Here is a 22,599-nt window from a genome sequence, read left to right on the forward strand (position 1 = left end):
TAGGGGAGCGGGCGCGCCGGGCGACACCCCGCCTCGCGCCGGGAGCGGGGTCCCGCGGGGCGGCCGGGGCGGCCGGCAGGCACGGACCGTCGGCGCCCACCCACCGCCGGCAGCTACGGACCGTCGGCCCGCCCACCCCCGAGGGCGGGTTCCGGCCGAACTCCGCCGGAATCCGGCTGCCGTTCGCCTGGCGTATGCGCCACCGTCACGCCAGGCTCCCCATCCGGTACGCCGGGCGCGCTCTGCTGAGGGCGCTCAACCACCCCCAACCGCAGAGGTCGTTCCCGCCATGGCAGAACTCAACCGCCGCCGCTTCCTGCAGCTCGCCGGCGGCGCCACCGCGCTGACGATGCTGAACGAAAGCATCGCCCGCGCCGCCGCCATCCCCGCGCAGGGGACCACCGGCACCATCGCCGACGTCGAGCACATCGTGGTGCTCATGCAGGAGAACCGTTCCTTCGACCACTACTTCGGCGCACTGCGCGGCATCCGCGGCTTCGGCGACCCGCGCCCGGTGACCCTGCCCAGCGGCAAGTCCGTCTTCCACCAGTCCGACGGCACGAAGGTGACGCTGCCCTTCCGCCCGCCGTCCGACGACCTCGGCATGGAGTTCCTCCAGGGCCTCAATCACGACTGGGCGGGCGGCCAGAGCGCCTTCAACCAGGGCAGGTACGACAACTGGGTGCCCGCCAAGACGGCCACGACCATGGCCCACCTGACGCGCGAGGACATCCCCTTCCACTACGCCCTGGCGGACGCCTTCACCATCTGCGACGCGTACCACTGCTCGTTCATCGGCTCCACGGACCCCAACCGCTACTACCTCTGGTCCGGCCACACCGGCAACGACGGCAAGGGCGGCGGCCCGGTCCTCAACAACGCCGAGGCGGGCTACGACTGGACCACCTACCCGGAGCGGCTGGAGACGGCCGGTATCTCCTGGAAGGTCTACCAGGACATCGGCGACGGCCTGAACGCGGCCGGCTCCTGGGGCTGGATCGACGACGCCTACCGCGGCAACTACGGCGACAACTCCCTCCTCTACTTCAACGCCTACCGGGGCGCCCAGCCCGGCAGCCCCCTGTTCGAGAAGGCCCGGACGGGCACGAACGCCAAGGCCGGGGAGGGCTACTTCGACCGGCTCCGCGCCGACGTCGCCGCCGCCGCCCTGCCCCAGATCTCCTGGATCGCCGCCCCCGAGGCCTTCAGCGAGCACTCCAACTGGCCCTCCAACTACGGCGCCTGGTACATCTCGCAGGTGCTGGACGCCCTCACCTCCAACCCCGACGTGTGGGCCCGTACCGCGCTGTTCATCACCTACGACGAGAACGACGGCTTCTTCGACCACGTCGTCCCCCCGTACGCCCCCGCCAGTGCCGCGCAGGGCCTGTCGACCACCCCCACCGCCCTGGACGTCTTCCCCGGCAAGCCCGGCTACGTCGCCGGACCGTACGGCCTGGGCCCGCGCGTGCCGATGCTCGTGGTCTCCCCGTGGAGCACCGGCGGTTACTCCTGCTCCGAGACCTTCGACCACACCTCCGTCATCCGCTTCATGGAGCAGCGGTTCGGGGTGACCGAGCCCAACATCTCGCCCTGGCGCCGCGCCGTCTGCGGCGACCTCACGTCCGCCTTCGACTTCGCCCGCAAGGACACCGGCACGGCCCCGCTGCCCGACACCGGCGCCTGGTTCCCGCAGGACCGCGAGCGCCACCCCGACTTCCGGGCCACCCCGCCGGCCGAGGGCGTCATGCCGCGCCAGGAGAAGGGCCTGCGTCAGACCCGTCCGCTGAAGTACGCGCCGTACGTGGACGGCGCGGCGCTCGTGGCGGAGGGCAAGTTCCGGCTGACGTTCAGCGGCGGCCCGGACCTGGGCGCGCAGTTCTACGTCACCTCCGGCAACCGCACCGACGCCCCCTGGACCTACACCACCGAGGCCGGCAAGTCGATCGCGGACACCTGGAACACCCGCTACTCGGCCGGGGTCACCGACCTGACCGTGCACGGCCCCAACGGCTTCCTGCGCGGCTTCCGCAACCCCGGCACCACCCCCGGCCCCGAGGTCACCGCCCGCCACAACGCCGCCACCGGGAACCTGGACCTCACCGTCACCAATGCCGGGGCGTCGACCGCCACCCTGACGGTCACCAACGCCTACGCCGGCGGGCCCAAGCGCCTCACCGTCGCCAAGGGCGCCACCGTCACTTACACCGTCTCGCTGAAGAACACGCGGCGCTGGTACGACGTGACGGTCACCGCCTCCGAGACCCCGGACTTCGGGCGCCGCTTCGCGGGCAAGGTCGAGACGGGCGCGGCCGGCCTGTCGGACCCGGGGATCCTCACGAACCAGTCCTCCTGACGCGGGGGCGGCAGCGGGCCCGCGTCAGCCGACGGCCACCACGACCGGGCCGCCGGTCCGGTCGACGCGGGCCGTCCACCCCGGGGGCAGCCGCAGCGACCGGGACGGGGAGACCGGGCCCGCGAACCGCCGCCGCCACAGCGGCCGGCCGTCCTGGTGGACCGTCACCACCGGGCCGGTCAACCGCTCCCCGGACCGCAGGAGCAGCGGCCGCCCGGCGGTGCCCGTGACCCGGTTCGGCGTCACCCACAGGAGCGGGGCCCGGACCTCCAGCCGCGGGCCGGCCTCCGGCCAGGTGGCGCCGGCCAGGTGGGCCAGGACCGGGGCCGCCGCGGCGGCGCCCTCCCCGGCCGCGGTGGCCGCGCGTTCGATGCCGTGGAGGGCGTTGCCGACCGCGAAGACGCCCGGCGTCGGGGTACGGAACGACGCGTCCACGCCGGGGCCCCGGGTGCCGGGGTCCAGCGGGACGCCACCGCGGCGGGCCAGTTCGTGATCGGGGATCCAGTCGCCGGTGAAGACCACCGTGTCGCAGGCCAGTACCCCCGACCGGCCGTCCCGGTGGCGGACGGCCACGCCGGTCAGCCGGCCACGGCCGATCAGTTCGCCCACCGTGGTAGCCGTGAGGAGCGGGACCCCCGGCACGGCGGCGGCCCGCGGGCGCTCGGTGACCATCGCCACCACCTCCGCACCCGCCCGCCGCAGCGTGCCCACCGCGTGCCGGGCCACCGCCTCGTCGCCCACGACCACGGCCCGCCGCCCGACGGGCAGGCCGTACCGGTGGACCGACTGGAACAGCTCGCCGGTGGTCAGCACGCCCTGCGGGCGGGAGCCCGGCACCAGCCGGGCGCTGCGGGGGCGCTCCCGGGCGCCCGTGGCGAGGACCACGGCCCGGGCCGTGATCCGCTCGAGGCCCGCCGGGCCGGTGGTCTCCAGGGTCAGCGGGCCGGCCCAGCCGGTGGCGGTGACCCCGGTGCGGACCGCGGCCCCGGCGGCGAGCGCCGCCCGCGCCGATCGCCGTGCGGACTCGGGACCGTGGAGCCAGGGGCGCGGCGGCCGGCCGAAGCCGCCGTGGTGGAGGTGACGCGGCATTCCACCCGCCTCCTCCTCTCGTTCCAGTACCTCGACCCGCCCGGCGCCGGCGGCCGCCAGCCGGGCGGCGAGGGCCAGTCCGGCAGGGCCGGCGCCGACGATCAGGACGTCGACCGGCACGTCCGCACGGTTCACCGGCGGGCCTCCTCGAACAGGGCCCGGACCGCGGCCCCGCAGTGGAAGCCCTAGCAGCGGCCGCCCCGGGCGCGCGTACGCCGCCGCAGGCCGTCGGGCGAACCGGGCGGGACGGTCCCGGCGAGCGCGTCGCGTATCTCACCGCGGGTCACGCGCTCGCAGTGGCAGACGATCCGGCCGTACTCCGGGTCCGCCGCGATCATGGCCGCGTCCCGGTACGGCCGGGGGAACGCCTCGCCGAGGTTCGGCATCCGCACCGGTTCCAACTCCCGTGCGCCGGACACCGGCAGACCGCCGTCCGCGAGCAGCTCCACCACATGTGCGGCGATCGCCAGGGAGGCGGTCAGCCCCGTGGAGCGGATCCCGCCCACGCTCACGTACCGCTGTGCGGGATGCGCCCGGATCGCGTAGTCCTCCTGCCCGGTGGCCGCCCGCAGCCCGGCGTACACGGCGGTGACCTCCTCCTCCAGGAGCGCCGGCAGGATCCGCCGGCCCTTCTCCCGCAGCAGCGCGAGCCCTTCGGCGGTGGACCCGGTGGCCGTCTTGTCGTCCAGGTCCTCCGCGGTCGGCCCGAGCATCACGTTCCCGTACACGGTCGGCGTCACCAGCACCCCCTTGCCGCGCGTGTCCGGCACCGGCAGGAGGATGTGGCGTACGAGGCCGCGGGCGAGTTCGTCGAAGACGATCAGCTGGCCGCGCCGGGGCGTCACGGTGAAGTCCGCGTGGCCGAGCAGCCGGTCGATCTCGTCGGCGTACAGGCCCGCCGCGTTGACCAGGTACCGGGTGCGCAGCGGGCCCCGGCCGGTGGCCAGTGTGTGCGGTTCGCCCGGAGTGAGCGAGCGCACCGGGCAGTTGAGGTGCAGGTCGACGCCGGCGCGGACCGCCTGCGTCGCGTAGGCGAGGGTGGTCGTCCACGGGCAGATGATCGACTCGTCCGGCACGTGGAGCGCCCCCAGGGCGCCGGGCCCGAGCTCCGGCTCGCGGGCCCGCACCTCCTCGGCGGGGAGGATCCTGGCCGCGCGGTAGCCGTTGCGTACGGCCTTCTCGGCGAGCCCCGGCAGCGCCGCGAGCTGCTCCTCGTTCCAGGCAACGAGGAGCGCCCCGAGCGGTTCCACCGGGATGCCGGTGTCGGCGGCGTAGGAGGCGAGCAGCCGCTGCCCCTCCCGGACGAGCCGGGACTCCAGGGAGCCGGGCACGGCGTCGAAACCGGTGTGCAGGATGGCGGTGTTGGCCTTGGAAGTGCCGTTGCCGACGTCGTCGGACGCGTCGAGGAGGGCGATCCGCAGGGGGAGCCGGGCCAGTTCGCGGGCGATGGCCGAGCCGACGACGCCGGCGCCGACGACCGTCACGTCGTACGCGTCTCGCTCGCCGTGCTCGTCGTACGCGTCTGCGCCGGGCAGCGGGCCGCTGGTGGTGACCGTCATGCCGGGCCGTCGAGCAGGGCCGAGACCGCCGTCCGGAACCGTGCGCGGCGCTCCGCCGCGTGCGCGGAGCCGGCCCTCGGCTCGTACACGGCGGACGGCTTCCACTCCGGGACGGCCTCGTGGGCGGTGAGCGAGGGGTCGAGCCCGAGCCGGGCGACCGCGCCGACGCCGAGTGCGGTGGCGTCCGGCAGTGCCGAGACCTCGACGGGGATCTGGAGCAGATCGGCCTGTGCCTGCATGAGCAGCGCGGACCGGGTGAGTCCGCCGTCCACGCGCAGGGTGGCCAGCGGCGCGCCCAGGTCGGCGGCGACCGCGTCCGCGAGCTCCGCCACCTGCGCGGCTATGCCGTCGCACAGCGCGTGCACGAGGTGCCCGGCGGTGGTGTCGAGGCCGAGGCCGGTGACCGAACCCCGCAGGTCGCCCCGCCACCACGGGGCGGCGAGCCCGGCGAGCGCGGGGACGAACGTGACGCCGCCGGCGTCCGGGGCGCTGCCGCCCACGGTGTCGATGTCCTCGGCGCCGGAGATCACGCCGACGTCGGTGAGCCACCGCACGGCGGAGGCGGCCGTGTAGACCTGCCCGTCCAGGCAGTAGCTGGTCGCCCCGCCGAGCCGCCAGGCGACACAGCCGACCAGTCCGGAGGTGCTGCGGCGGGGGCGCGGGCCGGTCTGTGCGAGGAGGAACGCCCCCGTGCCGTAGGTGCACTTGGCGGTGCCCGGCTCGGTGACGCGCTGTGCGAACAGTGCGGCCTGCTGGTCGACGAGCAGGCCCGTCAGCGGCAGCGGGGGCCCGAAGGCGGTGGTGGTGCCCACGCGGGTGTCCGCGTCGACGACTTCCGGCAGCCGTTCGCCGGTGAGGCCGAAGGCGTCGAGTGCCGCCGGGGACCAGTCGACGGTGTCGAGGTCGAGGAGCTGGGTGCGGCCCGCGGTCGCCGCATCGGTGACGAAGGCGCCGGTGAGCCGGTGCACCAGCCACACGTCGCTGGTCGTCACGACTCCCTGCCGGGTCAGGCTACGGCGTATCCAGGCCATCTTGGGCGCGGCGAAGTACGGGTCGAGCGGCAGGCCCGTCAGCTCCTGTAACGACGCGGCGTGCGGGGCCAGTTCCGTACAGAGCTGCTCTGCGCGGCGGTCCTGCCAGACGATCGCGTCGGTCAGCGGCTCACCGCTCGCCGGGTCCCAGGCGAGCACGGTCTCGCCCTGGTTGGCCAGGCCCACCGCCACCACCGGCTCGCCGGCCGCCGCCAGTGCGGCGCGCCCCGCGTCGACGACCGAGTCCAGCAGGTCACGGGGGTCGACCTCCACGCGGCCGCCCGGCAGGTACCGGGGCCGCACGGGGGCGGAGGCGGAGCCGATGACCCCGCGTACGGGACAGACGACGAGGGCCTTGGTTCCCGACGTGCCCTGGTCCACAGCGAGCACCGGGCCCGTCATCACCACTCCGTCCCTGGTATCGGCATGCGTGTGATCGTCGCTCGGAAGCCTTCACCAGCGGACGTCGCCCGTCAAGATCCGTCCGCGCAGCCGGCGATCGCACGCCGATACAGCTGACGTGAATTCATATCTTGTATGTGGCTTGATAGTTGCATTTGAAATGTTCCATGACCCGAACGCTCACACTCGATCTATAGTGATCGCCGTTCACCAGGCGCGAAGGCCATGCGATGCGAGGGCCGATGACCACGACCACCGCAAGACGCGCCCGTCCCGGCCACCCGTCGACCGGGACGAGGTGATGGCGGGCAGCGACTTCCGGCCCGTCTACCATCCCGCCGGTCACGACAACGAGCTGCGCGTCGCCGTGCAGGACCTGCGCACCGGCCGCTGGGTGTCGATGGCGCAGTTACTGGACCGGACGGACGGCTGGGGGCTGTGGACCCAGCGCACCCAGGTGCTCGCCGCGGTCGCCGCCGGCTCGGACGTGGTCCAGGCCTGGCGCGCCGAGGAACCGCGCAGCGTCGCCGCGTCCGTCATGCACACCCGTGTCCTCGTCGAACGGGCCGTCCGTGCCCACCGCGCACGGCACCCGCGCACGCGCGAGCTGTGGCGGGAGGCGTGGGAGGCCTGCCGTGACACCGCCGAGGCCAGCCCCGCCGACCCCGTGCCGTGGGTCTGCCTGCTCGCCCTCGCCTCCCTCGACGAACACCGCTCGATGGACGAGCACCGGCTCCGGGCACCCGCCGTGATGCTGCCCCCCGGCCCCTGGGGCATCCTCGCGCAGGCCGACAAGCGCGATCCGCACAACCGCGAGGCGTACCACCGGATGCTCCAGTTCGTGTGCGCGGGTACCCCCGGGCCGCTCACCGAGGCGGCCAACTTCGTGCACTGGGCCGCCGGTTCGGCCGCGGCCGGGTCCGCCGTCCACCTCCTGCCGCTGTACCTGAGCATCGAGCGCTACCGCCGCGAGCGCGGCCAGGAGAGGGCACTCGACCTGCACTGGGTCGCCGAGGACTCCGTCCGTGACGCCGGCCACGCCCTGGACACCTGGTTCCGGTACGCCGACCTGCGCCGCGCCTCGCCGCTCGACCTGAACCACCTCGCCCACGCCCTGTGGGGAGCCAACCGGTTCGGCGAGGCGGCCCAGGTCTTCGACACGATCGACCGGTACTGGACCACCCTGCCCTGGGCCTACCGGACCCGCGACCCCGCCGACCAGGAACTGGCCGTGGAGGTCTTCCTGCAGGCCCGGTCCCGCAGCCTCGCCGGCCGGGACTGACCTCCGCTCCCCGCGGCCCCACCGCCTCACCGCCCCACCCCCGCTCCCCGTCCCCGCGCTCCACGAACCCCCGGAGGTACCTCCCCATGTCCCGAACCGCGCCGACCGTCCGCCAGGACCACAAGGCCCCGCCCCGGCAGGACGAGGAGGAACGACTGAGGGAACTCGGCTACCAGCCCGTCCTCGCCCGCCGGATGGGCGGCTTCGGCAACTTCGCCATCAGCTTCTCGGTCATATCCGTCCTGTCCGGCTGCATGACCCTGTACGGCTTCGGCCTGGGCACCGGCGGTCCGGCCGTGATGATGTGGGGCTGGGTCGGCGTCGGCCTCTTCGTACTCTGCGTGGGCCTCGCCCTGGCCGAGGTGACCAGCGCCTATCCCACCTCGGGGGCGCTCTACTACATGGCCGACCGGCTCGGCGGACGCCGCTGGGGCTGGTACACGGGCTGGCTCAACCTGCTCGGCCTGCTCGGCGCCATCGCAGGGATCGACTACGGCGCCGCCCTGTTCACCGGCGCCTTCCTCAACCTCCAGTTCGGTTTCGTGCCCACCGCGGGCTCGACGTTCCTGATCTTCCTCTGCATCCTGCTGCTGCACGCCGTGCTCAACCTCTTCGGCGTCCGCCTCGTCAGCGTGCTCAACTCCATCAGCGTCTGGTGGCACCTCGCCGGCGTGGCCGTGATCGTCGGCGCCCTGGCCTTCGTCCCCGACCACCACCAGTCGGCCTCGTTCGTCTTCACCGAGTTCGTCAACGACACCGGCTGGGCCAACCCGTTCTACGTGGCCGCGGTCGGCCTGCTGCTCGCCCAGTACACGTTCTCCGGGTACGACGCCTCCGCGCACCTCTCGGAGGAGACCTCCAACGCCTCCGTCTCCGCCGCCAAGGGCATCGTCCGGGCCATCTGGGTCTCCTGGATCGCCGGGTTCGCGCTGCTCGCGGGCCTCACCTTCGCCATCCAGGACTACGCGGCCGTCCAGGGCAGCGCCACCGGCGTCCCGCCCGCCCAGATCTTCCTCGACGCCCTGGGCTCCGGCGGCGCCACCGCCCTGCTCCTCGTGGTCATCGTCGCGCAGCTCTTCTGCGGCAACGCCGAGGTCGCCGCCGCGAGCCGGATGGTCTTCGCCTTCAGCCGCGACAACGCCCTTCCCGGCTCCGCCCTGTGGCGCAAGGTCAGCAGCCGTACGCAGACCCCGGTCCCTGCCGTCTGGCTCTCGGTCGTCGTCGCGGGCGTCCTGGCGCTCCCCTCCCTCTACTCCGCCACCGCCTACGGGGCCGTGACCGCCATCAACGTCATCGGCATCACCCCGGCCTACGCCATCCCGATCTACCTGCGCCTGCGCGCCGGCAACCGCTTCCAGCCCGGCCCGTGGCACCTGGGCCGCTGGAGCAAGCCGATCGGCTGGACCGCAGTCGTCTGGGTGGCCGTGGTCACCGTCCTGTTCTGCCTGCCCCAGAAGTCGCCGGTCACCATCGACTCGATGAACTACGCGGTCATCGCCCTGGCCGTGGTCCTGGTCCTGGCCAGCGCCTGGTGGTACGCCGCCCGCCGCTCGTACGGAACCCCGTCGGCATACGGCAACGCCCGCGAACAGGCCGAGATCGCCGAGGGCATCGTCTGACCCCCTCCCCCGCGTGCCTTGCTCCCGGGAGTGGCCAAGGGGCCGTTTCGGATCTCACCGAAACGGCCCCTTCTCCGCGACTCTTGCCGTCCGCCCTCGGCACGATGTGGACCCACCGGCCTCCCACTCCACGCGGTGCCCGCCGGCCGCCGTACATCCGCGCCACGGGGTCGCGGTACGGGTGGCCCTTGAGCACGGGCCGGGCCGGGGGGATGTGCGCCGAGTCGTCCGGAACGCGGCTCCGGGCCGCCATGCGGTCCGAGACTGCGGCGTGCCGCTCACCAGGGCGGAGTGGGCGTGCCGTCGGGCTCCAGCCCGTACGGCCAGAAGCGGTACACGGCCGGCTGGGGGGTGACGGGCCGCAGTCTGGCGGAGTCCGCGGCGCGCGCGAGGAGCCGTTCGGCGCTTGCGAGATCTCCTGACCGCTCCAGCATGTCGATGAGCTGGTCGAAGGCGAAGGGGTGACCGGCTTCGGATGCTTGGCTCAGGAATCGTGCTGCGCTTTCAAGGTCGCCGGCCTTCTCACGGATACCGGCGAGCTGGATGACAGCGCCGGAGTGGCCGGTGTGAGCCACCTGCGTGATGAGTTGTTCGGCCTCCTCCACGTCTCCCGCCCGCTCGCGGATTTCGGCGACAGCCATGAGAGCGTGAGGATCGCCGCTTCGGACGGCGTCAGCGAGGAGTTGTTCGGCGCCTTCGACGTCGCCGGCCTTCTCACGGATGCGAGCGAGCTGTACGAAGGCGTAGGCGTCGCCGGATTGGGCGGCTTGGGTGAGGAGTTGTTCGGCACCCCCGAGATCTCCAGCCCTCTCACGGATCTCAGCGACGGTCGTGAGGGCACTGGTGTGGCCGGTTTGAACAGCCTGGACGAGGAGTTGTTCCACACCTTCGAGGTCTCCGGCTCTCTCACGGATACGGGCGAGGGCCGTGAGTGTGAGGGAGGGGTGCCCGGACTGGGCGGCCTGTGTGAGGAGTCGTTCGGCGCCTTGGAAGTCACCGGCTCTCTCACGGATACGGGCGAGGGAGGTGAACGCACCGGGGTGCCCGGTCCGGGCGGCCTGTGTGAGGAGTTGTTCGGCACCGTCGAGATCTCCAGCCTTCTCACGCCGGCGGCCGAGGACGGTGAGGGCGACCATGGTGGCGGTGCCCGGTTCCCCGGTGTCTGCCACCTGGGTGAGGAGTCGTTCGGAACCTTCCAGGTCGCCGGCTCTTTCCAACATGAAGGCCAGCTCGATGAGGGAATAGCCGTCGCCGGTTTCGGCTGCCTGTGCGGCCAGTTGCTCGGCGCCCTCGCGGTCTCCGATCTCGTCCCGGATGAGTGCGAGCTGTGTGCGGGCGAAGGGAGTGCTGGCGCGCTGGTACAGATGGTGGGCCCACCGGAGACGAAGCCTGTCGCGGGCGGCGGCCGCGAGACGCTCGAGGTCGTCAGGGCCGGCGAGGTGATCGTGTGCTGCGTGCCAGAAGGAGGCGGGCGGACACAGCGGACGGCGTTCGTCGCGGCCATGCTGCTCGAGGTAGTCCGCGAGCCGGTAGACGACGCCCGGTGCTGGTGCGTCGGCCAGCGCGGTGGGACTGCCGGGGGCTCGGCTCGTACGGCGTGGCTGGGTGCGGCGCAGGGGCGCGAGCCGGCCGTGGACAGGTTGGGCGAGTTCGGCGAGGGCTCGTTCGGCCCAGTCGGGGGTGAGGGTGTCGTACTCGTGGTCGGTGAGGTAGTCGGTGGCGGCATCGGCGAGGAAGGCGAGCGCCAAGTGAAGGCCGGCGCCGAGGCGTCGTGCGTCCATGGCCGCGTGCAGGAGGGCACGGGCGGGCGGCGTGGCAGTGCGGTAGCGGCGCAGTAACTCGGGCGCCCCGGCGAGATCCTGGGTGAGACGCCCATCGGCGGCACGGGTCAGGGCAGCGGCCAGGACCGCGTCTCCGCCCTCCGCCAGCACGCGGGCGGCTTCCAGCGCGGCCTGGTCGAAGGACTCCGGCACCGGAATGGTCCGCCCGGCCAGCAGCTCACGCACCTGGGCGTGCGCATCGGGTTGCCCAGGCTGCGGGAGCGCGCTGTAGGTGCGCTCGTAGTCGGGCCAGAGAGTGCCCAGTACCAGGACCGGACCGCGAGTGGGGGCGGTGAGCAGCGTCCGCAGGGCTGCGGCGATGGTCTCGCCGTGGCGGAGGTCGCCGACGTAGTGCTGCGCCTCGTTCAGCCAGACCACCGTGTGGGGCCCGACCCGCTCGAGATCGCCGAGGGCTGCCTCGGCCCGGGTGGGGTCGAAGGGGTGCCACAGCCGCCAACCTTGTTCGGCGAGCGGCTGGATGGCTTCCCAACACGCCCGGGTCTTGCCCGTGGAGGAGGAGCCGACCAGAACAACCAGCCTGCTGTGGCCGTCACCGGCGTCGCGCACGGCATCGGTGAGGACGTCGTCGTGGGCGCGTGGCACGTAGCCGGGCAGTACCGGCTCCGATGGTCCACGGGGATCGTCTCGGCGGGTGATCAGTCCGGCGGAGTGGACCTCCAGGTCGTACGGGTTGCATTCGCTGATGGGCCGACCCGGCCGCCGATCCGCCGGGGTGGTGGATGTGGTCTCTCCGGCAGCGGTCCGCCGCAGGTCCAGGAGCTCGTGCTCCGGCAAGCGCAGCACGCGGGCCAGAGCCGCCACCGTCCTCGCCGAGGGAATGTCCGCGTCGGGCTGAAGCGCCTCATGCACGGTCGTACGGCCCAGCCTCGCCTGTGCGGCGAGCTGCGTCACCGTCAACCCGCGACGGGCCAGGCCGTCTGCCAGCCCCGTACGCAGCTCAGCGAGCGCCGCCCCGCGCGCCGTCTCCTCGTCGTGCACATCTCTCCCCTGGACTTGATGTGTTCGCTGCTGTTCATCTTCGTCCGGCGAACCCCGGCGCACATGCCTTCCACCACTCTCGACACCGTCAACGACCCAACGTCACAAGGGAGCTTGTCGTGCCCGATCTTGCCGTTGTCCTCCTCACCACGGCGCTTGTCGTCATGGTCGCGCTGCTGGTCGCCGCCGCAGCGGGCAAGCTCGCCCGCCTGGACGGCGCCACCTACCCCGCCTCCGCGATCCGGGCTGCAACTGCCTTCGCCACGGTTCTCACCCTCGCCGCGGCCCTCACCGCAGCCTTCGCCGCACTACGGCCCTAAGGCCCTTCCACGGCAGGAGGGGGACCTACGACGCCTCGCGCGAGGCGTCGTCCGACTTCTCTGCGAACCGTCCTGCCGGGTGGGTGGCCGAATCCACCGCCAGCGCGTCTCGGCCGCCCCGACGCCGACGAGGCCGAGGTGCGGGCGGCAGCGACGGCGGCGCGGTTGGACGAGGTGATCGAGCGACTGCCCGACGGATGGTCGACGCCTGTCGGCGAGGGCGGCGCAAGGCTGTCGGGTGGTGAACGCCGGCGCGTCTCGATCGCGCGGGCGCTGCTGAAGAACGCGCCCATCGTGCTCCTGGACGAGGTGAGCTCCGCACTGGACCCGGTGAACGAGGCAGCCGTCCATGAGGGCATCGAACGCCTGATGGCCGGCCGGACGGTGGTGATGGTCGCGCATCGGGTGCGGACCGTCCGACGCGCCGATCGCGTCGCCTTCCTGGACGGCGGCCGGATCGTGGAGGAAGGCAGCCACGACGCACTGCTGCGCCTCGGCGGCCGCTACGCCGATTTCTGGAACATCTCCCTGCCACCCGGCGGCGACTGCATGAGTCGGCGATGCACGGGCGCTCCCAGGCACGACTCACCCTCGCAAGCGGCGCAGGCGTTCCGACCACCGGTGCCAGACGACCGCCCCCGGATGTTCCGCCGTCACGCGGGCTACCTCCTTGGCCGCGCCCGCCACGCCGTTGTCCTCGGCCCAGCGGTACCAGTCGATGGCGTTCCCGTACGCGCCGCACTTCTCGTGGGCCCGGGCGCCCTCCAGGATGGCCGCGGTGTCCCCGGCCTTGCCGGCCTCCAGCAGCCAGGACAGGGCAGCCTGGACGTGCTCGTCGCTACCCGCCTTCAGTTGGGCCCGGGCGATCTGCCGCATGGCCCGGGTGTTGCCTGCCTCTGCGGCCCGCTGCCGCCATGCGAACGAGTTGGCCGTGTCCAGTCCCACCAGGGCCAGCATGGTCTCGACGTCGCTGCCCTCGGCGAGGTCGCGGTACCGTACCACCTGCCTGACGTGCTGTTTGCGCTCGACCGAGCTGTTGCTCCGGTCGCGCAACGCGAGGTACAGCCGGACGATGTCCCTCTTGGCGGTGCGGTCACCGAGTTGTTCGGCCCGAAGAAGGCACTGCAGGGCAGCCTCCGGCCGGTCGCTCCGCTCGTGCTTCACGGCCGCGGCCCGTAGCGAGGCGGGGTCCGGCTGCGCCCCCTCGTTCGGCGCGGGAGGCTTGGGCGGCGTCCGCCCTGCGGCGCTCTTCGAGGCGGGCTCGGCTGCGGTCTTCTTAGGTGCGGGCTTGGCCGGCGCGGGCTTGGCCGGCGCGGGCTTGGCCGGCGCGGGCTTGGCCGGCGCGGGCTCCGCTGCGGCCTTCTTCGGCTTGGGCTTGGCCGGCGCAGGCTTCGCCGTGGTGGAACCGGCCGGCCCGGTGCCGGCCAGCGCCGAGCGGAGGCGTTCCGCTTCGAGGGTGGCCTTGGGGTGCCCCTTCTCAGCGGCGCGTTGGTACCACTTCAGCGCTTCGGGTGCCCGTGCCGTCTGCTCCAGGATCTCCGCCGCGTCGATCATGGCGGCCTGGTGGCCCTTGGCGGCGGCCACGCGGAAGTGGGCCAGCGCGTCCGGAAGGTTGCCCTGCTGCTTCAGCGAACGCCCCACGCAGTGCATGGCGTCGGTGTTGCCCGCGGCTGCGGCCTTGCGGTACCAGTCGAGGGACTCGGCCTGCTTCTTGGGGTCCAGGGCCAGCAGCTGGGCGGAAATCACCATGGCGTGAACATGGCCGGCCTTGGCGGCGTGCCGGTACCAGGTGAGGGCTTCCTGCACGCGCTTCGCCCCCAGGTGCCAACTCGCCAGCGCCAGCATTGACTTCACCTGGCCATCGCGGGCGGCTGCCGCATGGTCGCGCATCAGCGCCGCCTCCGCGTCCTTCGCGGCATCCGCGGCCTTCGCATCGGAGGCCGCGGCGCGGGCCAGCGCGGCGCGGACGCGGGCCACCCCTTCGGGAGCCTTCTCATGGTTGCGCCCAGCAGCCCTCTCGTACCACGCGAGGGCCTCCGCCAGCCCGCCCGGCTCCTGCTCCAGCAGGCCGCCCAGCCGCATCGCCGAGTGGAGGTCCCCACCCTCGGCCGCCCTCCGGTAGAGGGTTGCGGCCTGGTCCCGCAGTTCTGGGAAGTGCTGCTCGATCAGTTGAGCCGCCTCCCTGGCTCCGGTCGCGTTGCCGGCCTCGGCCGCTCGCCGGAACCAGGACAGCGCTTGCCGCCAGTCGCGGGCAGAGCGGCAGGCGGAGGCCACTTGACGCATGGCCTCTGAGTTCCCGGCCTCGGCGGCGGCCCGGTACCGGGCCGCCGGGCTCACCCGCGTACGCCTTGCCGGCCGCGGCCTTCCGGGCGGGTGCCACCGGCGGATTCACCGGCGGCGCCGCCTTGGGCGCGGCCGGTGGGGAGACCTGTCGCGCGGTCGGGCCGGCGCCGGTCGGGGGGCGGGTGGTCGCCTCGTGGAACGACGCCCTGGGCGGCGCGGGTGGGAAATCGCGCTCACGGACCGCGCGGACGGCTGACGAGGTGGGGGTGGCGGCAAGGGGGCGTCCGGGGCCGGGGAGGACCGGCGGTTCGTGCTGGAGGCGTGGGTAGCGCATCGGTGCCGCAAGGTCCACGGCGAGGTCCGACAGCCCGGCGAGCGCACTGCGCAGCCCCGGCGGCAGCCACTCGTGCTCCTTCGGTGACACGCTCGACGGCAGCAGCCCGGCGAGCTCCACCGGCGTCGGCCTGTCCTGCGGCCCCGGTTCCAGGCAGGGGAGGACGATCTCCTCCACGGCGGACGGCAGCCCGCCCAGCCGGCGGTGCCCGTGCAGGATGTTCGCCTGGATCTGGGCTTCGGAGCCGGGCCCGAACGGGTGCCGGTTCAGCGCCGCGTAGGCCAGCACCACACCGAGGGCGAAGACGTCGCTGGCCGGCCCCACCCGCTCGTCCCGGAGCTGTTCGGGCGAGGAGAAGGTGACGGTGCGCGGGGCCGCCCCGGAGCCGGTCAGCGTGGCGCCGCCGGCCGGGGAGAGGTTCCGGGCGATCCCGAAGTCGATGACGTATGGTCCGTCTCCGGCCAGCAGGATGTTCGCGAGCTTGAGGTCGCGGTGCACCAGGTCCGCGGCGTGGATGCTCCGCAGGGCGTCGGCCAGACCTGCCGCCAGGACCCGCCACGTCCGCTGGGGCAGCGGGGCCCCGCAGTGGTCGAGCGCCTCCGCCAGGTCGACCCCGCGGATGTAGCGGGCGGCGAGCCAGGGTTCGGCGGCATGCGTGTCGGCGTCCACCACCTGGGCGGTGTACGTGCTGTCGACCGCGCGGGCCGCCTCGACCTCGCGGGCGAAGCGGCGGCGGAAGCGCTCCGGGTTCCCCGCAAGGTGCTCTGGCCTGATCGTCTTGAGCGCCACCCCGCGACCGAACTCGCTGCGGGCGAAGTAGACGTTCCCCCAGCCGCCCCGGCCCAACAGGGCGAACAGCCGGTACGGACCGATCGTCTCGGGATCGTCCTCCCGCAGTGGCTCCAACTCGACTCCCCCACCGATCCACCGGCCGTCAGGGCACCTTGCGGGCGCGCACCGAAATCGACCCGCTGGTCCCGTAGGGCCGTTCGAACTCTCGTACCGTCATGCCGGCCGCGCCGGCGCCACCCGTCCCGAAGCAACGTCCGCCCGCCGCCGGAGGGCTCCGTGCCGAGCTCAGTCCGTGCTGGTCAGCTCGTCGTTGCCCCGCGCGTGGAGCGGACCAGGACCGGTATGCGGGGACCGGCGCCACCCCACCGGCCCGCCCCGCTCGCCCCTTGGCGTGGGCTCGACGACTTGGAGTATCGGATCCGATACTCTGCGTGACGATCACGTTCGTGCCCCATTCACCTGCGGGTCGTGCGACCCGCCGGGAGGTGCCGTCATGCCTTCATCGTTCTCCGCACCCGGATTCGCCGACGATCTGAACCCTGGCCTCCTCGACCGCTGGAACGCGGTGATCGATGCGGAGTTCCACCGCATCGAGGAGGAACAAGGGGCGAGCAGGTACTTCACCCTACGATCCGCCGATCCCGCCGCCCCCCGGCACGCCGTGTCCTGGTTCGGCAACCCGGCCGAGCCCGAGTTCTGCTTCGACCAGGCCACCGCCCGCAAACTCTCCGACTGGGGTGTCCGCGGACGACGCGGCCTGCACAACGAGTACTGCGAGTACGCAGTCGTCACCGCCCCGGACAGCCAGGGCCGGATGCGGCCCAAACGGGTTCAGGTGACCACCGAACTGTCCGAGTACTACCAGGTACTCGCCGAGGACGACCCGGACCTCCTGCGCGAGACGCTCACGGAGACCCTCGGCACCGAGCCCCCTCGCTGGCAGGAGCTGTACGGGCCCGCGGTCGCCAACCCGAAACTGCTCACCCCCGCCCAGCGGCGAGTGGCGTTCGCCCGCCAGCTGACCGGCCACGGGAATCACGCCGACCTGGCCAAGGCCGGCGTCCGGAGGGACCCGGACGGTTCCCTCAACACTGTCAACGCCCTGTTCATGACCCACCCCATCAACGGGCTCGACGACCTGATCTACATCGTGATGTTCGGCGCCAAGCCCTACGCGCGCCGCACCGCGACGGGTGAGCTGAAGGCCGCCGGACGCGACCAGATCTTCCGCCAGGAGCCCGAGCAAGAACAGCTGGCCTGCCGCAACGCCGACCCCGCCGCCGCCCTGGCCGCCGCCGGCGCGGCCTTCGAAGGGCGAACGGTCTCCTTCGCCGACCCGCTCGGGGTCTACATCCACGGATTCACGTCCGACGTCTTCCAGTTCGAGGGCGGCCCCGTCCCGGCCGAGTGGATCCGCACCGGGCGGGGCCGGCCGGGACTGCAGCAGCGCCTGGAATTCGGCCCGGCGGACGACGATCCGCACTTCCTCGACGAGATCACCGTGGTCGAGGGCGATTCGGAGGAGTCCGTGACCGGCGGCTACCAGGTCGTACGGCGGGTGGAGGTCGGCCCGGTGGTCACGCTCGGCGCACCGACGGCCGTACCGGCGCAGGACTTCGTGGTACTGCCCGACCCGCCGGGGCCGATCCTCTGCCGGGAAGCGAGCGTGTGCCTTTCCGTGGGAGCCCTGAAGCAGGACTTCGACACCGCGACCGGGGGGCCAGGGCCCGCGATCGGCCCGCGGGGTCGGCGATGACCACGCTCCAGGACGGCATCTACCACGCCAAGGGCTGCCGCCCGCCCGGCCATCTCGCGCTCGTGTTCCTGCGTGCCAACCCCGGGGCGGACGCCCCGGCCGTCGACGGGGCGCTGCGCGAGGTGACCGCGCTGCTGCGCGGCCTCGCCGAGGGGCGCGTCGCCGAACTTCCCGGCCACCCCGTACCCACCGGAGAGCTGAAGTTCCTCCTCGGGTTCGGCCCCAAGGCCTTCGAGATCCCCGGTGGCCGCCTGAAATGCCCCACCTCACTCGGCCCGGGCTTCCGTTTCCGCTCGCCCGACCGCGAGAAGGGGGGCGGGCCGCTGCTCGTCGGCGGGGGCCTCCCGTACGCCTCGGACGTCTTCTGCAACGACTCCACGGAGGAGTTCTGCCTCCAGCTCACCGCGGAGACCCAGCTCGCGGTCTCCCGCGCCGTGGTGGAGCTGTGGAAGCTGTTCGACGCCGGCCGGGACGGCGGCACGCGGAAGCCAGCGCTGGAGATCGCCGGCGTCCACACCGGCTTCCAGCGCGACGACCTGCGGAGCTGGATCGGCTTCCACGACGGCGTGTCCAATCTGGAGAGCAACGAACGCGAAGGGGTCATCACCATCGGGGCCGCCGAGGCGGGCCAGGACACCTGGACCGTCGGCGGCACCTACCTCGTCTTCCTCCGCCTCGCAGTCGACCTCGGCAGCTGGCACCTCCTGCCGCGCGCCCAACAGGAGTTGCTCGTCGGCCGCGACAAGCTCACCGGAGCCCCGCTCACCGGCACCGATCCCGAGGGACGGCCCGTTCCGGCGGCCGGCTGCCCTGTCCCCGGCACCACCGAGGTGACCCAGGCCGGCAACGAGGACTTCCACCAGCCCGGGCCCACCGACGACCCCGTGCTGCTGGCCGCCCATGTGCGCAGAGCAAACCTGGCCGGCACCGCCGACCCTGAACTCGGCGGTTCGCTCAGGGTGTTCCGTCAGGGCCACGAGTTCTTCGAGCCGATCCCGGACGCACCCGGCTTCCGGGTCGGGCTGAACTTCATCAGCTTCCAGGACAACCCCGACCGGGTGCTGCGCATCCTCACCCAGCGCTCCTGGCTGGGCGGGATCAACTTCGGCGGGCAGCCCGGCCCGGACGGTCCCGCCGGCCGACTGCTGACCGTACGCGCGGGCGGAACCTACCTCGTCCCGCCCCGGCACGACGCCGCCCCCTACCCGGGGGCCGAGGTCTTCGCGTGACCCCACCCCCTCTTTCCGATCATTGCGACGAGAACGGAGACTCACGGTGATCGAGAAGATCCAGCCGTACCCGCCCCTGGCCTCCGCCCGGCTGGGCCCGTCCCCCGAACCCTCCAGTGCGTGGGAGTGGTGGTTGCGTCGGTGACCGGGTTGCCGACGGAGCCGCTGGGGAAGCTGCCGTTGAGGTGGGATCCGCCCGAGCCGGCCTTGGTGAAGCCGGTTGTCGTCACGCTGCCCCGATCGATCTGGGCTGCGGCACCGGACGGGCCATGCCCGCCGTTCGCGCCCAGGTGGGCGCCGAGCGCACGGTGCTCGGGGTGGGCGTCACCCACGCGATGCTCACCGCGGCCGCCCGCCACGGCCGACCGGCCGCAGCGCGTGCGTCCGACCACATTGCGACCACAATGGCTCCGGACGCACGAAAGGCCGTCCTCTCACGGATGAGAGAACGGCCTCCGACCTGCGTTTCCGCACAGTCGGGACGACAGGATTTGAACCTGCGACCCCTTGACCCCCAGTCAAGTGCGCTACCAAGCTGCGCCACGTCCCGTTGTGCCCTCGACCTGCGGGTTTCCCCGTGCTCGGCGGCACATGCAGAACATTACCGCACGCCGAGGGGTGTCCATGCACCGGTGATCGGCGAGGGGGAGGATGGGGCGGTGAACACACGGGATCGGGATGGTGAAGGGCGGGCGCGGGGCGCGCGGCCCAGGGATGGGCTGGGACGGCCGCTGCCCTACGGGGAGGCCGGGGTGGAGCGGCAGCCCGAGGGGGTGGTGCGCTCGCCCGCGGAGACCGTGCGGGAGGCGCAGCGGCTGCTGGACGCCGGGATGCCGTTCCACGCGCACGAGGTGTTCGAGGACGCCTGGAAGTCGGGGCCCGGGGGCGGTGCCCTGCTCTGGCGGGGGCTGGCGCAGCTCGCGGTCGGGCTGACGCACGCGGCGCGCGGCAACACGGTCGGCGGGGCGCGGCTGCTGCGGCGCGGGGCCTCAGGGATCGAAGGGTTGGACGGAGGGCCGTACGGGATCGACGTGCCGGGGCTGGTGCGGTGGGCCCGGGAGCTGGCCGGCCGGGTGGAGGCCGGCGGCCCGGCGGTCGATCCCGTGCGGGAGGCGCCGCGGCTAGCCGGCGGCGGGCTGGAGTAGGTCCCAGCGGTTTCCGTACAGGTCCTCGAAGACCGCGACGGAGCCGTACGCCTCGTGGCGCGGCTCCTCCAGGAAGCGGACGCCCTCGGCGGTCATCCGGGCGTGGTCGCGCGTGAAGTCGTCGGTGTAGAGGAAGAAGCCGACGCGGCCGCCGGTCTGGTCGCCGACCCGGGAGCGCTGGGCGTCGTCCTTGGCGCGGGCCAGCAGCAGGGCGGTTTCGGTGGCGCCGGGCGGGCGGACCACGACCCAGCGGGAGCCGTCCGGGCGCGCGGTGTCCTCGGCGAGGTCGAACCCGAGGGCGCGGGTGTAGAAGTCGATGGCCTCGTCGTAGTCGTTGACGACCAGGGCGGTGAGGGCGATGTGGGAGGACATGAGTTTATTGTGCGCCGAGGAGGACGACCTCCAGGGTGCGGGGGCCGTGGACGCCCTCCACCCGGTCCAGTTCGATGTCGCTGGTCGCCGAGGGGCCGGAGATCCAGGTCAGCGGGCGGGTGGGGTCGAGGCGCTCGAGGGCCTGCGGAACGGAGTCGACCAGCTGGTCGGGGACGCGGACCACGCAGACGTGGTGGTCGGGGATCAGGGTGATGCGGCGCCTGCCCTGGTCCGGGCCTCCGTCCAGGACGATCGTGCCGGTCTCGGCGACGGCCAGGGCGCAGCCGGTCACCACGCTGTCGACGGCGTCCAGTTCGTACGGGGTGGACTCGGCGCGGTCCTGGACCAGGGCCGCTTCGGCGGCCTCGAGCCAGTGCGCGGGCAGGGCGGGCGGGACGAGGACCGTCCGGGCGCCGCGCGCGGCGAGGAGCCGGGCAAGGAGCCCGGGGAGGCCGGCCCCGTCGGTGCGGTGGACCTTCGCACGGTACTCGGACAGGTGGGCGGCCAGCAGGTCGGCGCTCTCGGCGGGGGTGCGGTCGCCGTGCACGCGGAGGTAGTCGCGGGGGATGTCCGCGACGGGTGCAGCCGCCGGTCCGGGGCCGGGGCCGACGCCGGGGCGGCGGCCGGGCTCGGTTGCCGGCCGGGGACCCGCCTCAGGTCCCGCCCCAAGCCCCGCCCCGGGTTCCGGCTGTGGCAGCGCTCGGCGGATGCGGGACAGGATGCGGTCCTTGCTGGTCACTGCGGGTTCCCCCGTTCTCGGGTCCACCAGTCGCGGAAGGATTCGGCGGGTACGGCGGGCAGCTCGCGGGTGTCGGTCCAGGCCCGGCCGGGACCGGGCAGCCGGCGCGGCGCGAGCCGGCGGGCCCGGGCCAGCAGCCGCTCCCCCGCGCGCAGGGCCCCCGGACGGTCGAGGAGCAGCCGGGCGGCGCGCATGGCGGCCCGTTCGGCGGTGTGGCCGTGGGCGGGGCGGATCCGTACGCGCACGCCGTCCCGGGTCACCGGGCCGCCCTGGGCCACCCGTTCGCGCAGGTGGACGAGGACCTCGGGGATGTCGATGGCGACCGGGCAGACCTCGTAGCAGGCCCCGCACAGGGTGGAGGCGTAGGGCAGCGAGGCGTCGATCTCGCTGCCGGTGCCGCGGAGTTGGGGGCTGAGGATGGCGCCGATGGGGCCGGGGTAGACGGAGCCGTAGGCGTGCCCGCCGGCGCGCTCGTAGACCGGGCAGACGTTGAGGCAGGCGGAGCAGCGGATGCAGCGCAGGGCCTGCCGGCCGGTCTCGTCGGCGAGGGTGTCGGTGCGGCCGTTGTCGAGGAGGACGAGGTGGAAGGCGGAGGGCCCGTCGCCGTCCGCCCCTCTCGAAGGGCCCAGCCCGGTCCACATGGTCGTGTACGGGTTCATCCGCTCGGCCGTCGAGGAACGCGGCAGCGTCTGGAGGAAGATCTCCAGGTCCCGGAAGGTCGGTACGACCTTTTCCACGCCCACGACCGAGATCAGGGTCTCGGGCAGGGTGAGGCACATCCGCCCGTTGCCCTCGGACTCGAGGACGACCATCGTGCCCGTCTCGGCGACCATGAAGTTGGCGCCGGACACGGCCACCTTGGCGCGCAGGAGATTCTCGCGCAGGTGCAGGCGCGCCGCCTCGGCGAGTTCCCGCGGGTCGTCGCCGAGCGGTTCGGGCGCCGGGCGGCCCCACTTCCCCATCTCCGTGCGGAAGATGTCGCGGATCTCGGCCCGGTTGCGGTGGATGGCCGGGACCAGGATGTGGGAGGGGCGGTCGTGGCCGAGCTGCACGATGAGCTCGGCGAGGTCGGTCTCGTACGCGGCGATCCCGGCGGCCTCCAAGGCCTCGTTGAGCCCGATCTCCTGGGTGGCCATCGACTTGACCTTGACGACCTCCCGCTCCCCGGTGGCCCGCACGAGGTCCGTGACGATCCGGTTGGCCTCGTCCGCGTCGACGGCCCAGTGGACGGTGCCGCCGGCGGCCGTCACCGCCTCTTCCAACTTGAGCAGGTAGTGGTCGAGATGGCGCAGCGTGTGGTCCTTGACGGCCTTGCCCGCGGCGCGCAGCCGGTCCCAGTCCGCCAGTTCGGCGACGGCCCGGGCCCGCTTGTCGCGGATGGTGTGCGTGGCGTGCCGGAGGTTGGCGCGCAGCACCTCGTCCCGTACGGCCTCACGGGCCGCCCCGGGAAAGGCGGGGAAGGCGGGCATGCC

The 22,599-nt window shown here is 73.2% G+C and carries 16 protein-coding genes, 1 tRNA gene and 1 pseudogene; 8 read left to right on the top strand and 10 right to left on the bottom strand.

Features of this window, described 5'->3' with window-relative positions:
- Positions 1 to 289 precede the first annotated feature (289 nt).
- Positions 290 to 2,356 (top strand): phosphocholine-specific phospholipase C, encoded by a 2,067-nt coding sequence (locus OG332_RS05410; RefSeq protein WP_327412348.1) that lies wholly within the window; start codon positions 290 to 292, stop codon positions 2,354 to 2,356.
- 24 nt (positions 2,357 to 2,380) lie between these two features.
- Here the strand turns inward: OG332_RS05410 and OG332_RS05415 are convergent, their stop codons facing one another.
- Genes OG332_RS05415 through OG332_RS05425 form a run of 3 tightly spaced genes read right to left on the bottom strand, consistent with a single transcriptional unit; the run spans position 2,381 to position 6,437 of the window.
- On the bottom strand, positions 2,381 to 3,580 hold the full coding sequence (locus OG332_RS05415) for an NAD(P)/FAD-dependent oxidoreductase (RefSeq protein ID WP_327412349.1): 1,200 nt from the start codon (positions 3,578 to 3,580) through the stop codon (positions 2,381 to 2,383).
- Positions 3,581 to 3,630: 50 nt separating this feature from the next.
- On the bottom strand, positions 3,631 to 5,004 hold the full coding sequence (locus OG332_RS05420) for an NAD(P)/FAD-dependent oxidoreductase (protein ID WP_327412350.1): 1,374 nt from the start codon (positions 5,002 to 5,004) through the stop codon (positions 3,631 to 3,633).
- Positions 5,001 to 6,437: an FGGY family carbohydrate kinase gene (locus OG332_RS05425; protein WP_327412351.1), complete on the bottom strand. Its 1,437-nt coding sequence runs from the start codon at positions 6,435 to 6,437 to the stop codon at positions 5,001 to 5,003. The genes OG332_RS05420 and OG332_RS05425 overlap by 4 nt, the downstream gene beginning before the upstream one ends.
- A 301-nt stretch (positions 6,438 to 6,738) precedes the next feature.
- Here OG332_RS05425 and OG332_RS05430 point away from each other — a divergent pair, with 301 nt between their 5' ends.
- On the top strand, positions 6,739 to 7,719 hold the full coding sequence (locus OG332_RS05430; protein ID WP_327412352.1) for a hypothetical protein: 981 nt from the start codon (positions 6,739 to 6,741) through the stop codon (positions 7,717 to 7,719).
- 86 nt (positions 7,720 to 7,805) lie between these two features.
- Entirely contained in the window at positions 7,806 to 9,338 is a 1,533-nt protein-coding gene (locus OG332_RS05435; RefSeq protein WP_327412353.1) for an amino acid permease, read from the top strand.
- Between the two features lie 278 nt (positions 9,339 to 9,616).
- Here the strand turns inward: OG332_RS05435 and OG332_RS05440 are convergent, their stop codons facing one another.
- A complete protein-coding gene (locus tag OG332_RS05440; protein ID WP_327412354.1) occupies positions 9,617 to 12,157 on the bottom strand; it encodes a tetratricopeptide repeat protein in 2,541 nt (846 codons plus the stop codon).
- A gap of 119 nt (positions 12,158 to 12,276) precedes the next feature.
- Here OG332_RS05440 and OG332_RS05445 point away from each other — a divergent pair, with 119 nt between their 5' ends.
- Positions 12,277 to 12,477, top strand: a complete 201-nt coding sequence (locus OG332_RS05445; RefSeq protein ID WP_327412355.1) for a hypothetical protein — start codon at positions 12,277 to 12,279, stop codon at positions 12,475 to 12,477.
- Positions 12,478 to 12,582: 105 nt separating this feature from the next.
- Positions 12,583 to 13,014 (top strand): annotated as a pseudogene (locus OG332_RS05450) (ATP-binding cassette domain-containing protein); the annotation flags it as partial.
- Positions 13,015 to 13,062: 48 nt separating this feature from the next.
- Here the strand turns inward: OG332_RS05450 and OG332_RS05455 are convergent.
- Together OG332_RS05455 and OG332_RS05460 are read right to left on the bottom strand one after the other, a co-directional pair.
- Entirely contained in the window at positions 13,063 to 14,559 is a 1,497-nt protein-coding gene (locus OG332_RS05455; RefSeq protein ID WP_327412356.1) for a tetratricopeptide repeat protein, read from the bottom strand.
- The gene (locus tag OG332_RS05460; protein ID WP_327412357.1) at positions 14,471 to 16,000 is read right to left on the bottom strand and encodes a serine/threonine-protein kinase; all 1,530 of its coding nucleotides are present in this window, start codon (positions 15,998 to 16,000) and stop codon (positions 14,471 to 14,473) included. Before OG332_RS05460 ends, OG332_RS05455 begins: the two co-directional genes overlap by 89 nt.
- A 379-nt stretch (positions 16,001 to 16,379) precedes the next feature.
- Between OG332_RS05460 and OG332_RS05465 the strand changes: the two genes are divergently transcribed.
- Positions 16,380 to 17,642, top strand: a complete 1,263-nt coding sequence (locus OG332_RS05465; protein WP_327412358.1) for a hypothetical protein — start codon at positions 16,380 to 16,382, stop codon at positions 17,640 to 17,642.
- On the top strand, positions 17,639 to 18,871 hold the full coding sequence (locus OG332_RS05470) for a Dyp-type peroxidase (protein WP_327412359.1): 1,233 nt from the start codon (positions 17,639 to 17,641) through the stop codon (positions 18,869 to 18,871). Before OG332_RS05465 ends, OG332_RS05470 begins: the two co-directional genes overlap by 4 nt.
- A gap of 476 nt (positions 18,872 to 19,347) precedes the next feature.
- On the opposite strand, the gene OG332_RS05475 is transcribed toward OG332_RS05470, so the two are convergent.
- A tRNA-Pro gene (locus OG332_RS05475) sits at positions 19,348 to 19,421 on the bottom strand.
- Positions 19,422 to 19,530: 109 nt separating this feature from the next.
- Here OG332_RS05475 and OG332_RS05480 point away from each other — a divergent pair.
- Positions 19,531 to 20,016, top strand: coding sequence for a DUF309 domain-containing protein (locus tag OG332_RS05480; protein WP_327412360.1), 486 nt, complete (start codon positions 19,531 to 19,533; stop codon positions 20,014 to 20,016).
- On the opposite strand, the gene OG332_RS05485 is transcribed toward OG332_RS05480, so the two are convergent.
- The 3 genes from OG332_RS05485 to OG332_RS05495 all read right to left on the bottom strand — a co-directional run bounded on the left by OG332_RS05485 (position 19,993) and on the right by OG332_RS05495 (position 22,596).
- On the bottom strand, positions 19,993 to 20,388 hold the full coding sequence (locus tag OG332_RS05485) for a VOC family protein (RefSeq protein WP_327412361.1): 396 nt from the start codon (positions 20,386 to 20,388) through the stop codon (positions 19,993 to 19,995). The genes OG332_RS05480 and OG332_RS05485 overlap by 24 nt on opposite strands.
- 4 nt (positions 20,389 to 20,392) lie before the next feature.
- A complete protein-coding gene (locus OG332_RS05490; protein ID WP_327419123.1) occupies positions 20,393 to 20,956 on the bottom strand; it encodes a LutC/YkgG family protein in 564 nt (187 codons plus the stop codon).
- 167 nt (positions 20,957 to 21,123) lie between these two features.
- Complete coding sequence (locus tag OG332_RS05495) at positions 21,124 to 22,596, bottom strand: lactate utilization protein B (protein WP_442816335.1); 1,473 nt, start codon at positions 22,594 to 22,596, stop codon at positions 21,124 to 21,126.
- Positions 22,597 to 22,599: the final 3 nt, after the last annotated feature.

This window comes from Streptomyces sp. NBC_01233 (genome assembly GCF_035989305.1).
Taxonomy (GTDB): Bacteria; Actinomycetota; Actinomycetes; order Streptomycetales; family Streptomycetaceae; genus Streptomyces.